Source organism: Variovorax sp. CCNWLW186, assembly GCF_037203865.1.
Classification (GTDB): Bacteria; Pseudomonadota; Gammaproteobacteria; order Burkholderiales; family Burkholderiaceae_C; genus Variovorax.
This window is the reverse complement of sequence record NZ_JBBCBO010000006.1, coordinates 244,466-263,348: the sequence shown is the minus strand read 5'-3', so window position 1 is coordinate 263,348 and position 18,883 is coordinate 244,466. Positions and strand designations below refer to the sequence as shown.

13 protein-coding genes and 1 riboswitch are annotated in these 18,883 nt (G+C 66.3%); of the genes, 11 read left to right on the top strand and 2 right to left on the bottom strand.

Annotated elements, in window-relative coordinates; genetic code table 11:
* Nucleotides 1-141: 141 nt before the first annotated feature.
* From V9K97_RS10385 to V9K97_RS10360, 6 genes are all read left to right on the top strand, one after another.
* Nucleotides 142-732: a tetratricopeptide repeat protein gene (locus V9K97_RS10385; protein ID WP_337298515.1), complete on the top strand. Its 591-nt coding sequence runs from the start codon at nt 142-144 to the stop codon at nt 730-732.
* A gap of 79 nt (nt 733-811) precedes the next feature.
* Nucleotides 812-1,417, top strand: coding sequence for a peptidylprolyl isomerase (locus V9K97_RS10380; RefSeq protein ID WP_258506955.1), 606 nt, complete (start codon nt 812-814; stop codon nt 1,415-1,417).
* Between the two features lie 33 nt (nt 1,418-1,450).
* A complete protein-coding gene (locus V9K97_RS10375; protein WP_258506957.1) occupies nt 1,451-1,963 on the top strand; it encodes a peptidylprolyl isomerase in 513 nt (170 codons plus the stop codon).
* A gap of 34 nt (nt 1,964-1,997) precedes the next feature.
* Complete coding sequence (locus V9K97_RS10370) at nt 1,998-2,768, top strand: UDP-2,3-diacylglucosamine diphosphatase (RefSeq protein WP_337317883.1); 771 nt, start codon at nt 1,998-2,000, stop codon at nt 2,766-2,768.
* Between the two features lie 8 nt (nt 2,769-2,776).
* Complete coding sequence (locus tag V9K97_RS10365; protein ID WP_258506958.1) at nt 2,777-3,568, top strand: zinc-dependent peptidase; 792 nt, start codon at nt 2,777-2,779, stop codon at nt 3,566-3,568.
* A 94-nt stretch (nt 3,569-3,662) separates the two neighbouring features.
* Nucleotides 3,663-4,259, top strand: a complete 597-nt coding sequence (locus V9K97_RS10360; protein WP_337317880.1) for a hypothetical protein — start codon at nt 3,663-3,665, stop codon at nt 4,257-4,259.
* Nucleotides 4,260-4,351: 92 nt separating this feature from the next.
* Here the strand turns inward: V9K97_RS10360 and V9K97_RS10355 are convergent, their stop codons facing one another.
* Together V9K97_RS10355 and V9K97_RS10350 are read right to left on the bottom strand one after the other, a co-directional pair.
* Entirely contained in the window at nt 4,352-7,270 is a 2,919-nt protein-coding gene (locus tag V9K97_RS10355) for a DUF349 domain-containing protein (protein WP_443303066.1), read from the bottom strand.
* 130 nt (nt 7,271-7,400) lie between these two features.
* Nucleotides 7,401-11,210 (bottom strand): DUF748 domain-containing protein, encoded by a 3,810-nt coding sequence (locus V9K97_RS10350; protein WP_337317876.1) that lies wholly within the window; start codon nt 11,208-11,210, stop codon nt 7,401-7,403.
* A gap of 591 nt (nt 11,211-11,801) precedes the next feature.
* Between V9K97_RS10350 and V9K97_RS10345 the strand changes: the two genes are divergently transcribed.
* The 5 genes from V9K97_RS10345 to V9K97_RS10325 all read left to right on the top strand — a co-directional run bounded on the left by V9K97_RS10345 (nt 11,802) and on the right by V9K97_RS10325 (nt 18,752).
* Complete coding sequence (locus V9K97_RS10345; protein ID WP_337312164.1) at nt 11,802-12,653, top strand: lytic transglycosylase domain-containing protein; 852 nt, start codon at nt 11,802-11,804, stop codon at nt 12,651-12,653.
* Between the two features lie 41 nt (nt 12,654-12,694).
* Nucleotides 12,695-12,821, top strand: a riboswitch (ZMP/ZTP riboswitch).
* A gap of 41 nt (nt 12,822-12,862) precedes the next feature.
* Nucleotides 12,863-14,107 (top strand): serine hydroxymethyltransferase, encoded by a 1,245-nt coding sequence (glyA, locus tag V9K97_RS10340; protein WP_258506967.1) that lies wholly within the window; start codon nt 12,863-12,865, stop codon nt 14,105-14,107.
* A gap of 21 nt (nt 14,108-14,128) precedes the next feature.
* A complete protein-coding gene (nrdR, locus tag V9K97_RS10335; RefSeq protein WP_007836918.1) occupies nt 14,129-14,572 on the top strand; it encodes a transcriptional regulator NrdR in 444 nt (147 codons plus the stop codon).
* A 182-nt stretch (nt 14,573-14,754) separates the two neighbouring features.
* Nucleotides 14,755-14,979 carry a hypothetical protein gene (locus V9K97_RS10330; RefSeq protein ID WP_337317874.1) on the top strand — a complete coding sequence of 75 codons (225 nt, stop codon included), beginning with the start codon at nt 14,755-14,757 and terminating at the stop codon, nt 14,977-14,979.
* 194 nt (nt 14,980-15,173) lie between these two features.
* Complete coding sequence (locus tag V9K97_RS10325) at nt 15,174-18,752, top strand: ShlB/FhaC/HecB family hemolysin secretion/activation protein (RefSeq protein ID WP_337317872.1); 3,579 nt, start codon at nt 15,174-15,176, stop codon at nt 18,750-18,752.
* Nucleotides 18,753-18,883: the final 131 nt, after the last annotated feature.

The window sequence follows — 18,883 nt, the reverse complement described above, 5'->3', positions numbered from 1 at the left end:
AATTTCAGGGGTGACGGGGACAGTGGCCGCGAGGGGTTGGACATGGCCCCTCGGCTACAATGCATCGCAGTATAAACGGCTGCTGCCGTGTACATTCCGGGTGTTTTCGAGGCCCGCACTTCCCAATCTTGCCGAGGCTTCATGAAGCACGTCGCGTTCTCCAAACTCTCCATCGCCTTTGCACTGCTCTTCAGCCTGTGGGGTTCCGCCGCGTACGCCAACGACTACGACGACGTCAACACGCTGCTGCGCCAGGGCAAGTCGAACGAAGCGCTTGCCAAGGCCGATGCCTACATTGCCGGCAAGCCGCGCGATCCGCAGATGCGCTTTCTGCGGGGCGTGATCCTCACCGAGCAAAAGAAGCAGAACGAGGCCATTGCCGCGTTCACGCAGCTGACGCAAGACTTCCCGGAACTGCCCGAGCCCTACAACAACCTGGCCGCGCTGTATGCGGCGCAGAGCAAGTTCGACCAGGCGCGCGCCGCGCTGGAACAGGCACTCAAGCTCAACCCGAACTACGCCACCGCGCATGAAAATCTCGGCGACGTGTACGCGCGCCTGGCCGCCCAGGAGTATGTGCGGGCGCAGCAATTCGCCAGCACCAATGCCAGCGTGGCGCCCAAGCTCTCGCTGATCCGCCAGATCTTCAACCCGAAGACCGAGGCGCAAGCCGCAACGCTGCCGCCGCCCCCGGCGGAAGTTCGCAAGCCGGTCGGCCGCCCGAGCAAGTAACCGGCCGCACGCCCACCCTGGCCGCGGCAACTTGCGTTGCCGGGCCCGCACCCCACATCATTCGCACACGGAGCTTTCCTTGACGATCCAAGCCTTGTTCAATTTCCCGTCCACGCGATTCAGCCGCCGCGGTGCGCTCGCGCTGGCCGCCGCCCTCGCCTTTGCCGGTGCCGCACACGCGCAGCAGCCCGGGCCTCGCGTGAAGCTCGCGACCTCGGCCGGCGACATCCTGGTCGAACTCGACCAGGCCAAGGCACCCAAGACGGTCGAAAACTTTCTGCAGTACGTCAACGACAAGCACTACGACGGCACGGTGTTCCACCGCGTGATCGACGGCTTCATGATCCAGGGCGGCGGCTTCACGGCCGAGATGCAACAAAAACCCACGCGTCCGCCCATCGCCCTCGAAGCCAACAATGGCTTGAAGAACGACAGGTACACCATTGCCATGGCGCGCACCGGCAACCCGAATTCGGCCACCTCGCAGTTCTTCATCAACGTGAAGAACAACGACTCGCTCAACGCGCCCAACCCGGACGGCTACGGCTACACCGTGTTCGGCCGCGTGGTGGCCGGCACCGACGTGGTCGACAAGATCCGCGCTGTTCAAACCGGTAACAAGGGCGGCATGCAGAACGTGCCGCTCGAGCCCATCATCATCAAGTCCGCCACACTGGCGAAGTAATTTCTCGAACACATCCGAAAGAAGGACTCCCTCATGAGCAACCCCAAAGTCGAACTGCACATCAAGAACTACGGCGTGATCACGCTCGAGCTCGACAGCGCCAAGGCCCCCAAGTCGGCCGAGAACTTCGTCAGCTATGTGAAGAACGGTCACTACGACAACACGGTGTTCCACCGCGTGATTCCGGGCTTCATGGTGCAAGGCGGCGGCTTCGAACCCGGCATGAAGCAAAAGCCCACGGGCGCGGAAATCGAGAACGAAGCCAACAACGGCCTCAAGAACGACAACTACACCGTTGCCATGGCCCGCACGAGCGCCCCGCACTCGGCCACCGCCCAGTTCTTCATCAACGTGGCCGACAACGGCTTCCTGAACCACACCGCTCCCTCGGCCCAAGGCTGGGGCTACGCGGTGTTCGGCAAGGTCACCAGCGGCACCGATGTCGTCGACAAGATCAAGGCCGTGAAAACGGGCCGCAAGGGCTTCCATGACGACGTGCCGCTCGAAGACGTCGTGATCGAGAAGGCTGTCGTCGTCTCCGAATAACGATCGGCAAGAGCAGGCGGGGCGCGACAGCGGCATGGCGGCAAATCCGGCTTTCAAGGAGCTGCTCGCCCCGCCCACGTGGCGCACCGTCGACCTCATTTCCGACCTGCATCTGCAGGCCGGCGAGCCCGCCACCTTCGAGGCTTGGCAGGGCTATTTGCAGACCACACCGGCCGATGCGCTGATCATCCTCGGCGACCTGTTTGAAGTGTGGGTGGGCGACGATGCCGCCGCCCCGCCCGGCTTCGAGGCGCAGTGCGCCGAGCTGCTGCGCCGCACGGCCGAACGGCTGCCGGTGTACTTCATGCACGGCAACCGCGACTTCCTCGTGGGCCCGGCGCTGGCGGCGCAATGCGGCTTCACGCTGCTGGACGATCCCACGGTGCTGGTGCTGCACGGCGAACGCTGGCTGCTGAGCCACGGCGACATTCTTTGCCTGGACGATACCGACTACCTCAAGTTTCGCGCCCAGGTGCGCACGCCCGAATGGCAGGCCGCGTTCCTGGCCAGACCGCTGGCCGAGCGCCGGGCGCTCGCACGATCGATGCGTACGCAAAGCGAAGACCGCAAGCGCGACCCGTCGGCGCTCTGGGCCGATGTGGATGGCGGTGCAGCACGCCAATGGCTTGAGCAGGCGCGCGCGCGCACGCTGGTGCACGGCCACACGCACCGGCCCGCCGACCACGACCTGGGCGAGGGCCTCAAGCGCATGGTGCTGAGCGACTGGGACGCGGCGGCCCATCCGCCGCGCGCGCAGCTGCTGTGCCTTTCACCCGCCGGCGCGCAACGCGTCGATCTGCGCTAACCACCGCAATGTTCAAGTGGCTGCGCCGCTTGCGCGCCCTGCCCCCGATTCCGGAGGCTGCGTGGCAGGCAACGCTCGAGCGCTATGCCTTTCTGGGCGAATTGCCTCACGCAGCACAGCAACGTCTGCGCACCCTCACCGCCGAATTCCTGCGCGACAAGGAATTCCATGGCACGCAGGGCTTCGTCATCACCGACGAGGTCGCGCTGGCGATTGCCGCGCAGGCGGTGCTGCCGGTTCTGAACCTGAAGGGCGGCCTGGACTGGTACGACGATTTTGTCGGCATCGTGGTGCATCCGTCGGAGGTCGTTGCGCGGCGCAAGATCGTCGACGAAGCGCAGGTGGTGCACGAATACGACGAGGTGGTGGCCGGCGAGGCCATGGATCGCGGCCCGGTAATGCTGAGCTGGCAGGACGTTCTCGCCAGCGGCATCACCACGGGCGGCGGCTACAACGTCGTGATTCACGAGTTCGCCCACAAGATCGACATGCGCGCAGGCGATGCCGACGGCTGCCCGCCGCTGCCGCCGGGCTTTGCGGGCAAGAAGAGCGCACGCGAGGCTCGCGCCGCCTGGCTCGCGGTGCTGCAGCCCGCGTACGAAGACTTTCGCGAGAAGACGATCCTTGCCGACCGCTTCGGCGCCGAGCCGCCATGGCTCGACGACTACGGCGCGACATCGATCAGCGAGTTCTTCGCAGTGGCCTGCGAGGCCTACTTCGTGAACCGTCCGAACTTCGCGCGGGACTTCCCCGCGGTGGTGGCGCTGTTCGATGAATTCTTTCTTCCTAAACAGGGCTGATCGCCCGCCAATTCTTCATTCTTTGCTACCTATTCAGTAGCAGTTTGCCCCTTAACATCGGCGGGTTATCAACTCACCGAAAAAGGTCAACAACATGAGGGATTGGTTCTATCAGCTCACGGGCAAGGCATGGATCGCGCTGCTCTTCGGCATCGGCATCCTGGGCTGGGCAGCCTATGCGCAGTTCAAGGCGGGCGCCGACACGCACGGCACCGCGGTGGAAGACCTGGTCGCCAAGAGCGGCACGATCGTCAGCGGCAGCGAGATCACCGAGACGACCAAGCGCCGCCGCGGCGGCACCACGACGCGCCACTACTTCGTGCTCGACGCGAAGCTCGCCGACGGCAGCATCGAGAAATGGCGCGTCGACCATGCGATCGGCCGGAGCAAGGTCGAGCCGCTGATCGACGAAGCCATCGAAGTGCGCATCGATCCCTCGGACAACAACCTCGTGTACGAGGCCAAGCTCAAGGGCAAACCGGTGGTCGCGCTCGCCGACGTACAGAAGATCATGGAGAACAAGGACAAGGTCGCAGCATCGATGGCCACGGACAAGATCACGCTGATCGTCGGCGCCGTCGCCCTGCTGCTGGGCATCGGCGGGCTGTTCGTCCGGCGTCGGATGGCGAGCGGCCATGCGGCCGAGCAGGCGGCCACGGTCCAGACGCCCATGATCGGCGAGAAAGTCTGATCCACGCGATTTCATCGCACCATGAAAAAGGCGCCCCGCGGGGCGCCTTTTTCATGCATGGCCGTCAGGCGGTGCGGCGGCGGGTGCGCACCTTACTTGCGCAGCAGCGCCTTCAACGCGTTCTGCAGCCGGCGTGCGCTGGCTGCATCGTGCGCGGCAGCCAGCACCTTGCCGGCGTCCTGGCCCCAGGTTTGCGCCGGCGGGGGATCGCCACGCTTCGTCAGCAGCTTGAGCTGCAGCGCACGGCGTGCGTCGAGCTGCTCGGCAGGCGTCGGCACTTCGGCGGCCATTTCAAGGCGCAGCAGCGCTTCGGCGGCTTCATCGGGTGCGGCCTTGGGCGCCGAACCGATGGCCTGAGACCAGCCGGTACGCACCGCGGGCGTTACCGCGCGGCCCAGCTCCTGAACGCTGGGCAGCTTCGACGCGTCGCGCTGCTCCCATGCGCCGAGCACTTGCGTGAGCGCCTCGCCGTGGGCCTGGGCCGCCAGCTTGCGCAGCGCCATGTCCGCACGCTCGAGGGCTTCGCGCTGCGCGCGGAAGGCCGCGTCGCCGAGCCGCGGACCACGGTCTTCGAAGCGCGGCGGACGGTCGCCGAAGCGTCCGGCCGGTGCACCGCGATCGCCGCGGTCGCCACGTCCGTCAGCGCGAGGTGCCCCGCGCTCGCCAGGACGACCAGGGCCGCCCGGGCCCGGACGGGCGCCATCGCGCCGGTCGCCGAACCTGCCGCCTGCACGGGCTGCCGGGGCCGCTTCGGCCTTCTTGTTGCCGGGCCGGTCGTCGCCGCGCACGGCAACCACCGGCTTGGGAGCCGGCTTCGGCGGTGCGGGCGGGGCCTTGGCTTCTTCGGCCGCAGCAGGCTCGCTGCCTTCGTGTGCCGCGCTGTCGGCTCGCGCCGATGCATCTGCACCGTCGGCAGGGGCCACCAGATCGGGATTGGCAGCAGGTGCCGATTCGGCGCGCGTGCCCGGCAAGGCTTCCGCGTCGCTCGAGCCCGGGGCCTGTTCGGCGCTCTCGCCGAATTCAGCAGCGGCCTGCCCGGGTGCGACCACCTCGGTAGCGCCGACCGAAGGTCCGTCGCTGGAGGCCGCGGGTGCCGGTGGGGGCGCCTCGCCGCGCAGCGCGGCTTCGAGCCGGGCGATGGCGGCGCGAATCTTCTGCACGTCGCCGCCGGCATTGGCAGCGTCAAGCGCCTTGGACGCCTCGAGCACATGGCGGTCGTGTTCGCTCATTGCGGTCGCGGACTTCTCGCGCTCCGCCGTCTTGCGATTGAAGGCTTCGTCGATGGGTGCGCGGAACGCATCCCACAGCTTCTGTTCGTGGCGGCGGTCGAGCGGCACGCTCTGGGCCTCCGCCTGCCAACGCTGCTGCAGCGCCTTGACGGCATCGATGCGCAGCATGGGCTGGGCGCCCAACTCGGCGGCCTCGGCGATCATGGCCTGGCGTCGTTCGATGCTGGCCTTTTGCGCCGTCTCGAAAGGTGCGCGCGCGGCGCCGAATGCTTCGTTCCACTGCGGCTGCAGCTCGGCGAAGACCTTCTCGCCCACGTGGCCGGCATCGCGCCAGCGGTCGGCAAACTGGTGCAGCGCGCGGTTGTGCGCCTTCAGGTCGGAGGGGGTGGCATGCTCGGCCGCCCAGGCCTTGACCTCTTCGATCAGCGCCACGCGGTGGGCGCGGTGCTCGGCCGCATCGGCGCGAACCTTTTCGAGCCAGGCTTCGACCACCTTGTGGGCTTCGTTGCAGGCTTCGTCGAAGCGCTTCCACAGCGCATGGTTGGGCACGCCGCCCTGGTCGGCCTGCTTCCACTGGTCGCGCAGCGACCGCAGCGTTTCCTGCATCTTGCGGCCGCCGAGGGCCTGGCCTTCGGGGCGCTTGAGCAGGCCTTCAGCCTTGGCAACGAGGTCTTCGCGCACCTTGTCGGCGCTCCAGCGCTGCCAGCCTTCGAGTTCGCCGGCCGCCACCAGCGCCGCATGCACGCGTGCTTCGAGCGGGGCATCGACAAGCTTGCCATGTTCCTTCAGCACCGCGCGCAGCGCAGCGGCCGCACCGGCGCTGGCCTTGCCGTGGCCTTCGGCGGTTTCCTGCTCGAGCTTGGCAAGGGCCGCTTGCACGGCGTCTTGCGCGGCTGCGCGCACTGCGGGGTCGACCTTGGGTGCGGCCGGCTTGGCGGGCGCGGCCTTGGGCGCCACTACTTCACCGCGCGCCGCGCGCAGCTCGTCGGCCCACACGGGCACCGGCGGCAGGGGCGCCGCGGAGTCTGCAGCCGCGGCTTGCGCCTGGGCCAACGCCGCATGGAACGCATCGGACACGACCAGCAATTGGGCCTTCGACGATTCGAGCTGCGGGGCAAACCTCGCGTCCAGGCTGGTCCAGTTTGCATCGGCCGTGATGTCGGCAGCCTGTTGCTGCCAATGGGTCACGTCGGCACGCAGCGATTCTTCGGCGGCCTGGGCGTCCTGCCAGCCCTTGGTCGAGAGCACTTCGAAGCGCTGCGCGAGCAGCACGGCGGCTTCGCGGTGCACTTGGGCACGGTGCTGCAGGTCTTCGATGCCCTTCACGCGCTCGGCGAGTTGCACCTTGAAACCAGCCAGCGGCTCGCGCGACAGCGGCGCGCCGGCCTTGGCGGCATCGCGCTGCCAGGCGAGCGCATCGGCAATGTTGAGCTTGGACTGGCCCAGCAACGCCTCGGCCTTTTGCGCCCATTCGGCAGCAATGGCTTCCTGGCCCTTGGCCCGCTTGAGTTCGTCGAGCTTTTCGCGCAAGAGGCGCGCCGCGCCCTTGTCGCGGCCGCTCAGCTCCTTGAAGACTTCCTGCATCTGCTCGGGCGCGGGGTTGCCCGCGAGCCAGTCGCGGATGCGCGCGGCGCGCTCGCCCGAGGTTGGCGCGGTGAAGGCGCCGCCGGTGAGCGTGTCGAGGGCCTGGAGGTCGTGTGGCTTGGAAGAAGTAGAGGTCACTTGCGCGAGATCGTTGTCTGAAGAGAGAAAGCGAAGGCGCCGGCAAAGGCCGGCGCACATCGACATTTTCACCCAGTTGTGGCGAGCGGTTGAATTCCATGCCGGGACAGCAGCCAAATAGCTGCCGGAAGGCCCGGGGGGCGGCCTACATATATAGCGGGCCGGCGCAAAAACCAAGTGCTCTTCTGCCCTACTTCATGGCCAGGTTGAGTTCGGCGCCCGGTTTCCAGTCGGCACCGCTTGCCTTGGTTTTCACGGCGCCAAGGAACAAGCGCTCGCTCGGAAGCTTTTGCGCCAGGAGGTAGTCGCGCACCACGGCGCCGCGCTCCACGGCCAGTTGCCGCATCGACTCTTCATCGACCGGAATGCTCGTGATCAGCAGGTTTTCCATTTCCTTCACCGGCAGGTCCTTGGCCAGCCCGACCATGTTGCGCGGCTTGGTGATGTCGGCGCGCTTGTACACGGCGGTCAGGAGTTCGGGGTATTCGGCATCGGTGACCGGCGGCACGTCGGTGCCCGCCTGGCCGCCACGCACGGCCGCACGCCGCTTCTCGGCCTGGGCCAGTTGGCGCAGGCGCTGGCGCTGGTAGGCATCGCGCTCCTGCTCGAGGCTGGAAGTGCCGACCACCGTCATCTGGAGGGTCGGACGCTCCGTCAAGGCCTTGGCGACCTTGTCCAGGCTTTCCTTGGCGCTCGCGCTGAGCACCGAACTGCCAGGTTCGAAGGTGACGGTGCTCGATTCGCCGCTGCCCCCGCCGAGCCCACCGGTCAGCAGGCTGAACGGCGATGTCGCCGCCTTGACGATGAGGTTGACGATGGCCTTGAAGATCAGCGGGCCGATGCTGAACTGCGGATCGTTGAGCGAACCGCGCAGCGGCAGGTCGACGTCGATCACGCCGTTGCGGTCGGCCAGCAGGGCCACCGCCAGCCGCACTGGCAGGCTGTTGGGTGCGCCCTGCACTTCGTCGCCGAACTGCAGCTGGTTGAGCACCAGCTTGTTGGTGGCCGTGAGCTGGCCGTCGGCCGCAATCTTGTAGTTGACGTCCATGCTCATCTTGCCGCGCTCGATGCCATGGCCCGAATAGCGCACCGAATAGGGCGACAGCGGCGCCAGGTCGAGATCGCGCATCTTGGCCGTAATGTCGAGCTCGAGCGGCTTGGCCAGCGGATTGAGCTTGCCGGTGATTTCCAGCGCCGCCGTCTGCTGCGCCTTGCCGCGCAGTTCCAGATCGGCCAGCGCCGGGCGGCCGCTCTCGCCCTTCGGCGGATTCGACGAGAAGGAACTGAGCTTGCCGGTCAGTTCGCTCAGGTCGGCCGAGTAATTGGGCTTGACGAACAGGTCAGTGAAGTCGATGCGCCCGTTGACCAGGCTCATCGGACCGAAGTTGATGACCGGCTTGGGCCCGGTATCCGCTTCGGCCTGCGCCGTTGCAGCAGGCGCCGAAGCCGGCCTGGCGGGCTCGGGGCTGCCGCCGACCATGGCTTCGGCCGACGCCGGGGCGCCGCCGGACTGCGGCAGGGGCGCCGTGGTGGTGCTGGTTCCGCCCAGGCTCCTGCGGGTCTTTGCCTCGGCACTGGTTGCCGCCGCGGCATTGCCTTCCGCCTCACCTTTCTTGGTCAGGTTCAGCAGGTTCAGCCGCCCGGTGGGGTCGACGATCACACGGGCAAAAAAGTCGGTCAGGGTGGTTTCGCGCACGTCCACCGCCGGCGGCGCGTTCGGCGCCATGCTCACCTGCAGGCCGCGCAGGCTCAGCGTCTTCCAGCTCAGCAGCTGGTTGGTGTTGCGGTCGAAACCGGGCGACTGGGTCAGCGAGATGCTGTTGGCGCGGAAATCGTCGAGCGCGGTGTCTCCGGCCAGCTTCAGCGTCATGCCGGCCGGTGCGCTTGCATAGCGCACGGTGCCGCGATAGCTCGCGAACGCGCGGCGGATGTCCACATTGAGGGCATCCGCGTAGTAGGCCTTGAAGGCATGGGCGGGAAACGACGCCACTTCGAGCCGGCCTTCGGCCGAAAGCGGCTTCAGCACCACATGGCCCTTGTAGTCGAAGCGGCCCGGCTCGGCCCGCCGCGAGCCGATGCGTCCTGAAATCTGCAGCGGCGACACCGTGCTGGTCTCGGGCGCGACCTTCTGCGCGTTCAGGTTGAGCGCCGTGATCTCGACCGCCACAGGCGTTGCGCTGGCCTTGTCCGCATATGAAAGCGTGCCGTTGTCGACCGCGAGCGTGCCGATGGTCAATGCCCACGGCTTGGTGTTGGCGCCCGGCGCTGCGGCCGCCGACCCGGCGCCCGCGGGCTTGGGCGCGGCCACCTTGGCCTCTGCCGCCGCGCCGCCGGCGGGCGTCTTGAGCCAACGCTCGAACATCCAGCGCTTTTCGCTGTCGCGTTCTATATGTACCTTCGGGTTGCTGGCGGTGAACGAGGCCACGTTCAGCGTGTGCTTCGTCATGTCGACCTCGGCGTCGACCAGTTCGAAGCGCCCGACGCTCGCCAGGGCGGTCTTCGCCTGGGTGAGCGCCAGGCCGTCGGCGGCGAGGCGCCGGGCCTTGAACTTGAGATCGGGCTGGGCCCAGGCGATGTCGATCTGTCCGCTGAGCTTGCCGTCGAGCGTGGGCTCCAGGCTTTGCGCCAGATAAGGAGCCGCGAGCGACAGCGGCAGCGCCTCGACTTCGGTCTGTACGTCGGCCGCCTTGTCGGTGGCGTTGCCCTTGAACTTGAGCGTTGCGCCCGCTACGGCGGTGCTGCCGTTGAACTGGGCCGGCTTTTCCATGGGCCAGGTCACGCCGGTCACATCGAGGCCGAGCGCGCTCAGGTCGACCAGCGCTGCAGGCTTGACGGTTTCGTCGCGCCAGCCGATGCGCCCGCCGCTGAGCGCGAGCTTGTCGACCTGGACCTTGAGCTTCGGTTTTTCAGGTGCCTTGCCGGCCGGAGCACTTGCCGCGGCAGCGGGAGCGGCGGCTACTTTTTCGGCAGCCCCGGTGGCCGGATCGGTGGCCAGCAGGTTGAGCTGGCCCTTCGCATCGCGGGCGACCGCAAGCTGCGGACTGGAGAGCGCAACTTCGCTCAGGTGGAATACCGATTCCAGCGGCCGCACGTCGGCCAGCGCCAGCTTGAGCGACTCGAACGCCAGCAAGTCGCGGCCCCGTGCATCGCCCAGCTTGGCGCCGCGGGCTTCGATGGTCCCGGTGATCTTCAGGCCGGGCGCGGGAGCCTGGGCAAAGTCGATCTTCAGGTCGGCGTCCAGGCTGCCGGCTTGCAGCTTCACCGGCAAGCCGCCGGGTATGTAGCCCAGGTACGGCACCAGGTCGAGCCCCTTGAACTGAACATGGGCGTCGGTCTTGCGGCTTTCGGCGAACGGCGTCGTGAGCGCAGCCGAGTCGAACTTGCTGCCGTTGAGGGTGAAGGCAAGCTTGGGCTCGGTGTTGATGTCGCGCTTGGAAGCCAGGTTGCTCAGGAACGGCACGTTCAGCACGAAGTCGCGCAATTCGTGCTTGCGCTTGACGGTCTGGTCGTCGAAATCGACGGCGCCGTTCTTGATGGATATGTTGTAGATAGCGAAGCGCGCGGGCTCGGCCTTGGGATCGGGCGGCGGCCCGGCCGCGAGCTTGGCCACGATGTCGTCGATGTCGTACTTGCCGTCGGCAAGGTGCGTGAGGAGGAAGGCCGGCGACTCGACCGACACCGCATCGATCACGGGCGCCAGGCGCAAGAGCGACTGCAGCTCGGCATCGGCGTAGATTCGCTTGATGGCCACTTGGGGCCGGCTACCGTCGGCCGTGGCAATGCTCAGATCGTTCAGCGCGAGCTCGAGGGTCCAGGGCTTGAAGTCGATCTTGCCCACGGTGACCTGCCGGCCGAGCTTCTCGCTTGCGATCTTCTGGATCTGGCTCTTGGCGATGGGCGGAACAGCCAGCCACGCAATGGCCCACAAAGCCAGAAGAACCAGCAAGGCGACGATCCCACGCCGCATCCATTTATTTTGTTTGAGCGAAGCTACATCCATCGCGGGAGTGTGCCGCAAAGAGAAGCAAAGCCAGAAACAAGAAAGCCCGGCAATTCGACGAAAGTCTCATTACCGGGCTTGATGGCGGGCATAAGACCCATGCCATCGTTTCGCGCGACCGGAAGTCAATGGTTCCTGCCGTGCTGGCAGCAAGAGATTGCCGCCATGGATCCTCCATCGTTCGAGCCCTTGACTTGCACCTCGGGCTGCCGGATTTCGGAAAACCGCCTGAGAACTCAGGCGTGTTCAGATTAGGCGCCGCACGCCTGCATTGCAATGCCTGGCCCCAAGGGATTTCCCTTGTGCTTCGAATCAAAAAGTTGGATTTGTTTAAATATGTAATCACATAAGGAAATAGATCCTTATGCTTGACCGAGTATTTAGCCACGCTAGAATCCGCCTGCCCCTGGCCTGCCCCAGACCCAGCAGGGGCCCCTGAACCCGCTGCCGAATCCCCCCGGCTTGATCAGGTCGCCGCGCCCTCACCCTACACCTCCATGCGCGGAGCCTGATTCGTACCAATCAAGCGCCGCTGCCTTATCCGTCGCCCTCCGGGCGCTGCGATCAGGTGCCGCATAGAAAGGAAGAGCGATGAACAAGGCGTTTGATGCCACAGCCCGCGGGCTAAGGACCTTTGCGTCCGATGTGGCAGACGGCTTTTTTGAGATCACCCACAACGGGTTTGCACTGGTCGGCCTGGCTATTGTGTTTGCGGCTCTCGCCCTGGTGGCACGGCCCGATCTGCGCCAGACCGGCGAAGAGCAGCTCATGGGCTGGCTCCAGTCGCGTAAGCCCGCGCCCGAGCCCACCGACCTGGAGCCGACCGCGATTGTGCGCACCACGGCCGCGAGCCCCGGCGACCTGCCCAAGCAGCAGGCCGCGGTGGCCTACTGGCTCAGCAAGAAGTACCGTGTCGCGGCCGAGCCCCTCAGCGTGCTCGTCGCAGAAGCGTACCAACTGGGCAAGCGCACCAAGCTCGACCCGACGCTGATCCTGGCCATCATGGCGGTCGAATCGAGCTTCAACCCGTTCGCCCAGAGCCACGTGGGCGCGCAGGGCCTGATGCAGGTCATGACCCGCGTGCACGGCGACAAATACGAAAGCGCCGGCGGCACGCTCACTGCTTTCGACCCCGTGACCAACATGCGCGTCGGCGTGAAAGTGCTGCAGGAATGCATCGCCCGCGCCGGTTCGCTCGAAGGCGGCCTGCGCTACTACGTGGGCGCAGCCAATCTCGACGACGACGGCGGCTATGCCAACAAGGTCCTCGCCGAGCACGAGCGGCTGCTGCAGGTGGCCAATGGCCGCAATCCTCCGACCACGACGGCGCCCATCGTTCGCGCGCAGCCAATCCCCATCGCTGTACCGCCGAAGCCGGAGCAAGCGGCCGAGCCGGTGGTGGCCGATCCTCAAAAAGTCGCACTGCTTTCCGAGGTTTCCTGAGCCCCTGCCCCATGGGCAAAACCATGGGGTGAGCTACACTCCGTTCCGTACGCGACTGGCGATAGGCGCAGCACCTCCAGAGGTGCCACGCGCTGACGTGGAATACCACTGGGAAGCGTGCCGCCTGGCATCCATTCAGGCGTTCAGCCGTTCGCCTGGGCAGCCCTTGTTTGGTTGAAGAACAAGGACCTCGTCTTCAAAGGACTGCCATGTACCAACGCAATATCCTGGTCGAACAGACCGATCCCGAAATCTGGGCTGCCATCCAGGCCGAAAACGCGCGCCAGGAACACCACATCGAGCTCATCGCGAGCGAAAACTACGCCTCGCCGGCCGTCATGGCCGCGCAGGGCTCGCAGCTCACCAACAAATACGCCGAAGGCTATCCGGGCAAGCGCTACTACGGCGGCTGCGAGCATGTCGACGTGGCCGAGCAGCTGGCCATCGACCGCATCAAGCAGATCTTCGGCGCCGACGCCGCCAACGTGCAGCCGCATTGCGGCGCATCGGCCAACGAGGCCGTGATGCTGGCCTTCTTGAAGCCCGGCGACACCATCATGGGCATGAGCCTGGCCGAAGGCGGCCACCTCACGCACGGCATGCCCCTCAACATGAGCGGCAAGTGGTTCAACGTGGTGAGCTACGGCCTGGACGCCAACGAAGCCATCGACTACGACGCGATGGAACGCAAGGCGCACGAGCACATGCCCAAGCTCATCATCGCCGGCGCCTCGGCTTATTCGCTGCGCATCGACTTCGAGCGCTTCGCCAAGGTGGCCAAGGATGTGGGCGCGATCTTCATGGTCGACATTGCTCACTACGCCGGCCTGGTAGCCGCGGGCGTGTACCCCAACCCCGTGCCGCATGCCGACGTGGTGACCTCCACCACGCACAAGAGCCTGCGCGGCCCGCGCGGCGGCATCATCCTGATGAAGTCGCAGCACGAGAAAGCCATCAACAGCGCGATCTTCCCGGGCCTGCAAGGCGGTCCGCTGATGCACGTGATTGCCGCCAAGGCCGTCGCGTTCAAGGAAGCCATGACGCCCGAGTTCAAGGCCTATCAGCAGCAAGTGGTCAAGAACGCCCAGATCGTGGCCGACACCCTCACCGAGCGCGGCCTGCGCATCGTGAGCGGGCGCACCGAAAGCCACGTGATGCTGGTCGACCTGCGCTCCAAGGGCATTACCGGCAAGGAAGCCGAAGCCGTGCTGGGCGCCGCCCACATGACGATCAACAAGAACGCGATCCCCAACGACCCTGAAAAGCCGATGGTGACCAGCGGCGTGCGCATCGGCACCCCCGCCATGACGACGCGCGGCTTCAAGGACGAAGAAGCCCGCATCACGGCGAACCTGGTGGCCGACGTGCTCGAGAACCCGCGCGATGCGGCCAACATCGACGCAGTGCGCGCCAAGGTGCACGCGCTCACGAGCCGCTTCCCTGTCTACCGCTGATCGTCCGCAAGACCTGGCCGCATGAAATGCCCTTTTTGCGGTCATCTTGAAACGCAGGTCGTCGAGACCCGTGTTTCGGAAGACGCCGACTTCGTGCGCAGGCGCCGCCAGTGCAGCGCCTGCGACAAGCGCTTTACAACGTACGAGCGGCCGGACGTCAACTTTCCGGTCGTTGTGAAGAAGGACGGCAGCCGCGCCGACTTCGACTCGACCAAGGTGCGTGCCTCGATGATGCTGGCGCTGCGCAAGCGGCCGGTGAGCATCGAGCAGATCGACAACGCGCTGCTGCGCATTGAGCAGAAGCTGCTGGCCAGCGGCCTGCGCGAAATCGATTCGACCAAGGTCGGCGAGCTCGTCATGCGCGAGCTCAAGAAGCTCGACAAGGTGGCCTACGTGCGCTTTGCCTCGGTGTACCGCAGCTTCGAGGACGTGGACGAGTTCAGGCAGCTGTTGCGGGACATTTGAGCAAAAGGCGTCGAGGCAAGCCCCCGGCGCCAGTTCATTTGCCACCGCTGCCGCAGACGCCGCTTCCGCAGTCGCCCCGCACATCGGGGTTGCAGACGCTGGCGCGGCCCGATGCCGACACCACGATCGACGCCCTGCGGCCCGACTAGGCCTTCAGCGCGAGACATCCGGCGCCGAAGCCCTTGTCGCCATCTGTCAATTCTGAACACGCAGCTAAAGATGGCGCCGCACGGGTTGTGAAAGCGATCCTGTACATCGAGATTTCTTGTCCTTCGGAGCTCACCAACCTTGCGCTCCAAGGCTGCGATCTTCGCTTCGTAGTCGGCCACAAGAGCCGCCTCGACCTCCTCGTTGCTGAGCTCGCCGCGGTCGAACTGCGTCAGCCACATCTGGATGAGGTTGGCTGAGAGGGTGTACTTCCGCTGGGCATCGCGCCGACCTAGAACGCCAGAACGAATGTCATGGCACAGCTGCAGCCTGAACTGCGCAGAGTGCCTGCGATACGGATCTCTTGAGGACTGACAAACAGCTGAGAACCGTCAACCCCCGTTCGCCTAGGCACCGAAGCCTTCAGCCCGAGAAGCAAGCCATTGGAAGGTCTATGACGTTGCCGAAGCCTGAAAACGCTGGAGCGAACTTTCGTGAGGCCGTCGAGCGCCTCAAGGTGAACGCAGGCACGGGCGCAACGACCATCGCCACCAGTGGCACCCTGAACAATGACGGCGGGCGCATCGCCAGCAACGGCCAGGACCTGAGCCTGAACAGCGCCAGCATCACCAACACCAGCGGCAAGATCGAGCATGCCGGCGCCGGCACGCTCGCCATCGCGGGCGGCAACTACAGCGGCAGCAACGGCCAAATCACGACCAACGGCGCGCTGGCGGTGGCCCTGTCGGGCGCTTTCAACCAGGACGGCGGGACCACCTACGTCCAGCAGATCGACCTGAGCGCGGGGTCGCTGAGCAACCAGGGCGGCAGCCTCGTCCAGGCCGGCACGGGCGCCACGACCCTGGCTGTGGGCGGCCTGCTGAACAACAACGCCGGCACCATCGCGAGCAACGGTGCCATCGCTGCGAGTGCAGGCTCGGTGAGCAACCAGGGCGGTACGCTGCAGGCGGGCGGTGCCTCCAACCTGAGCCTCACGGCCACCGGACCACTCGACAACTCGGCCGGTGGCAAGATCCTCGCGGGCGGCAACACCACACTCGCGGCGGGCAGCCTGAACAACAACGCGGGCAGTGTGACCGCGGTCGGCGATCTGAGCGCCACCATCGGCGGGGCCGCAACCAACGTGGGTGGCACCCTGGCCGCGAACGGCAACACGACGCTGACCGCGGCCAGCCTGGACAACAGCGCAGGGACAACCGCCGCCGTCTCCGGCAACCTGAATGTCACGACCACGGGCGCGACGACGAACAACAGCGGCACCTTGCAAGCCGGCGGCGCGACCACCTTGAGCAATGGCGGTCTGAGCAACCAATCGGGCAAAGTCTTCGGCAACAGCCTGGTGGTGGACACGCACGGCAACACGCTGAACAACACGCAAGGCACGCTGGCCGCGACCACCACGGTGGCGGTGAGCTCGGGCGCGCTGGTGAACGACGCCGGCCTGGTCCAGTCGGGCGCCGCGATGACCATCCATACGAACGGTCAGAGCCTGAGCAACACCAATGCGGCGGGCTACAGCAATGGCCAGGGCGGCATCACCAGCGGCGGCACGCTGACGCTGAACACGGGTGCGGTGAACAACACGGCCGGGTTCATCGGCGCGAATGGTGCGCTGACCGCCGACACGCAGGCCTTCACCAACACCAGTGGCGGCCTGGTGCTCAGCCAGTCCACGGTGGCGATCCACACCCAGGGCGCAGGCTACGACAACAGCGGCGGCCAGACGCTGGCCGTTGGCGACGTGGGCATCAACGCCGGCAGCATCGCGAACGTCGGCGGCCTGATCCGCTCGACTGCCACGACCACCCTGAACGCGGGCAGCATCGACAACCGCCTCACCTCCGGCGCCGAACAAGGCATCGAAGGGCAGAACGTCGCCATCGCCGCCACGACCGTCGACAACACCGCGGGCGCGATTCGGGCGGATGTGAACACCACCCTCACCAGCAGCGGCCGCATCGACAACGGCGCCGGCGGCCTGATCCATGCCGGCGACACGCTGGCCATCGTCGATCCCAATGCCGCCAATCCCGGTGCCAAGACCCTGAGCGTGGCCAACGGCGGCACCTTGCTCGCCGGCAAGGCCCTCGTCGTCGACGCAGCCTCGCTCGCCAACACCGGCCGGCTGCTCTCCCAGCAGGACATGCGCCTGGTCCTGACGCAGGACGCCGTCTTCGCCGCCGGCAGCGAGACCATCGCCAATCGCGACCTGGGCATCGCCACCACTGGCAACATCCGCAACAGCGGTCGGATCGCCGCCGGCAACGCTCTGTCGCTCGCGGCCGCCAACATCGACAACACCGCCACTGGCGACATCCAGGGCACCACCACCCACCTGAGCGCCACGGGCACCGTGACCAACCGGGGCGTGATCGACGGTGTCGTGACCCGCATCGACGCAGGCACGCTGACCAACATCGGCACTGGACGCATCTATGGCGACCAGATCTCCATCGGTGTCGGCACGCTCAACAACCTGGCCGAGACCGCCGCCAACGGCGCCACCAGCGCCGCCACCATTGCCGCGCGCCAGCGCCTGGATATTGGCGCCACCACCGTCAACAACCGCGACGGATCGCTGATCTTCAGCGACGGCGACCTTTTCATCGGCGGCGGCCTCGATGCGGCGGGCCATGCCACTGGCTCGGCCGGCGCCGTGAACAACCACGCCGCAACGATCGAGGCGACCCGCAACGTCGACATCAAGACGGCCACGCTGAGCAACACCAACGGCGGCGTGACCTGGACTCTGGAGCCCGGATCGGACCAGCACATCGTCGAATACGCGCTTCCCGGCAGCAGCGTGCGCTATGCGGCGAGCGAAGTCCTCTTCAGCATCGGCGGCTTCGAGCGGATCCCCGACATCGGCTGGAACGGCTGGGCCGGCGTCCCCGCCACCGACCCCCAGGCGCCCGGCAGCAATGCCAACGTGCGCCTGTTGATCCCGTCGCCCGACTACCCGCTCGCGCAGTTCCGCGCCTACTACCTGCGAAGCCCGGCCAACAGCGCCGACCGCAGCTACCAGCACTGCAGCGGCGGCGATGTCCAGGTCTGCGAGACCGTCGCCATGCCCGGCAGCTGGTATGCGCGCACCGATCCGATCTGGGCCACCTTCGGCGTCACGCCGCCGGCCGAGGATCTGCCGAGCTACGGCACCGAGGGCCAGACGGTGCACTACTCGCTGCCGTACGGCTACTGGATGCTGGGGTTCACGGCCTCGAACAGCCAGTACCACCAGAGCGTGGCCGGGCTGAACCAGGACTATGTGTATGCGGGCAAGACCAACAACGCCGAAGTGAAGCTCTCGCGCCTGCTGTACCGCGACCAGAGCCGCAAGACGACGCTGGCGCTCAAGGGGTTCCGCAGGGAATCGCGCAATTTCGTGGACGACACCGAGGTCGATGTGCAGCACCGGGTGGTGGGCGGCTGGGAGCTGGGCCTGAACCACAAGGAGTTCATCGGCGAGGCCACGCTGGAGGGCACGCTGGCGTTCAAGCACGGCACGGGCGGCTTCGGTTCCATCGCGGCGCCGGAAGAAGAGTTCGGCGAAGGCACTTCGCGCATGAAGCTGTACACGGCCGAAGTGAGCCTGAATGCGCCGTTCAAGCTGGGGGCGCAGAAGCTGCGCTATTCGGGCTTGATCCGCGCGCAGTGGAACCGCACGCCGCTGATGTCGCAGGACCGGTTCGCCATCGGCGGGCGCTACACGGTGCGCGGCTTCGACGGCGAGACGAGCCTGATGGGCGAGCGGGGCTGGCTGATTCGCAACGATGTTGGATGGGCCGTGGGACAGAGCGGCGCGGAGCTGTATGTCGGCGCCGACTACGGGCATGTGGGCGGGCGCTCGACTGTGGACCTGCTGGGCCGGAGCCTCGCAGGTGCGGTCATTGGCGTGCGGGGGCAGTGGAGCAAGCTGAGCTATGACTTCTTCATGGGGGCGCCCATCCGCAAGCCGGAGGGGTATCGCACGGCCAGGACCACCTTTGGGTTCAATCTCAACGCAAGCTTTTGATCGGGCTCCGCAGCTTTCCGCCGAGACACATTTCGCGTACGCCCATGAGCAAGAGCCCTTCGTCCGGTCGAGGCCGGGCCTCGGCTGAAATCCACTTCAGACAAGCAGCATGAAGCAGAGCGAATCCCTCT

Excerpts from the sequence above, each read along its gene's own strand:
- V9K97_RS10370 (WP_337317883.1), top strand. The coding sequence starts at position 1,998 with ATGGCGGCAAATCCGGCTTTCAAGGAGCTGCTCGCCCCGCCCACGTGG.
- V9K97_RS10360 (WP_337317880.1), top strand. The coding sequence starts at position 3,663 with ATGAGGGATTGGTTCTATCAGCTCACGGGCAAGGCATGGATCGCGCTG.
- V9K97_RS10375 (WP_258506957.1), top strand. The coding sequence starts at position 1,451 with ATGAGCAACCCCAAAGTCGAACTGCACATCAAGAACTACGGCGTGATC.
- V9K97_RS10385 (WP_337298515.1), top strand. The coding sequence starts at position 142 with ATGAAGCACGTCGCGTTCTCCAAACTCTCCATCGCCTTTGCACTGCTC.
- V9K97_RS10345 (WP_337312164.1), top strand. The coding sequence starts at position 11,802 with ATGAACAAGGCGTTTGATGCCACAGCCCGCGGGCTAAGGACCTTTGCG.
- V9K97_RS10350 (WP_337317876.1), bottom strand. The coding sequence starts at position 11,210 with ATGGATGTAGCTTCGCTCAAACAAAATAAATGGATGCGGCGTGGGATC.
- nrdR (WP_007836918.1), top strand. The coding sequence starts at position 14,129 with ATGAAATGCCCTTTTTGCGGTCATCTTGAAACGCAGGTCGTCGAGACC.
- glyA (WP_258506967.1), top strand. The coding sequence starts at position 12,863 with ATGTACCAACGCAATATCCTGGTCGAACAGACCGATCCCGAAATCTGG.
- V9K97_RS10365 (WP_258506958.1), top strand. The coding sequence starts at position 2,777 with ATGTTCAAGTGGCTGCGCCGCTTGCGCGCCCTGCCCCCGATTCCGGAG.
- V9K97_RS10325 (WP_337317872.1), top strand. The coding sequence starts at position 15,174 with ATGACGTTGCCGAAGCCTGAAAACGCTGGAGCGAACTTTCGTGAGGCC.
- V9K97_RS10355 (WP_443303066.1), bottom strand. The coding sequence starts at position 7,270 with ATGTGCGCCGGCCTTTGCCGGCGCCTTCGCTTTCTCTCTTCAGACAAC.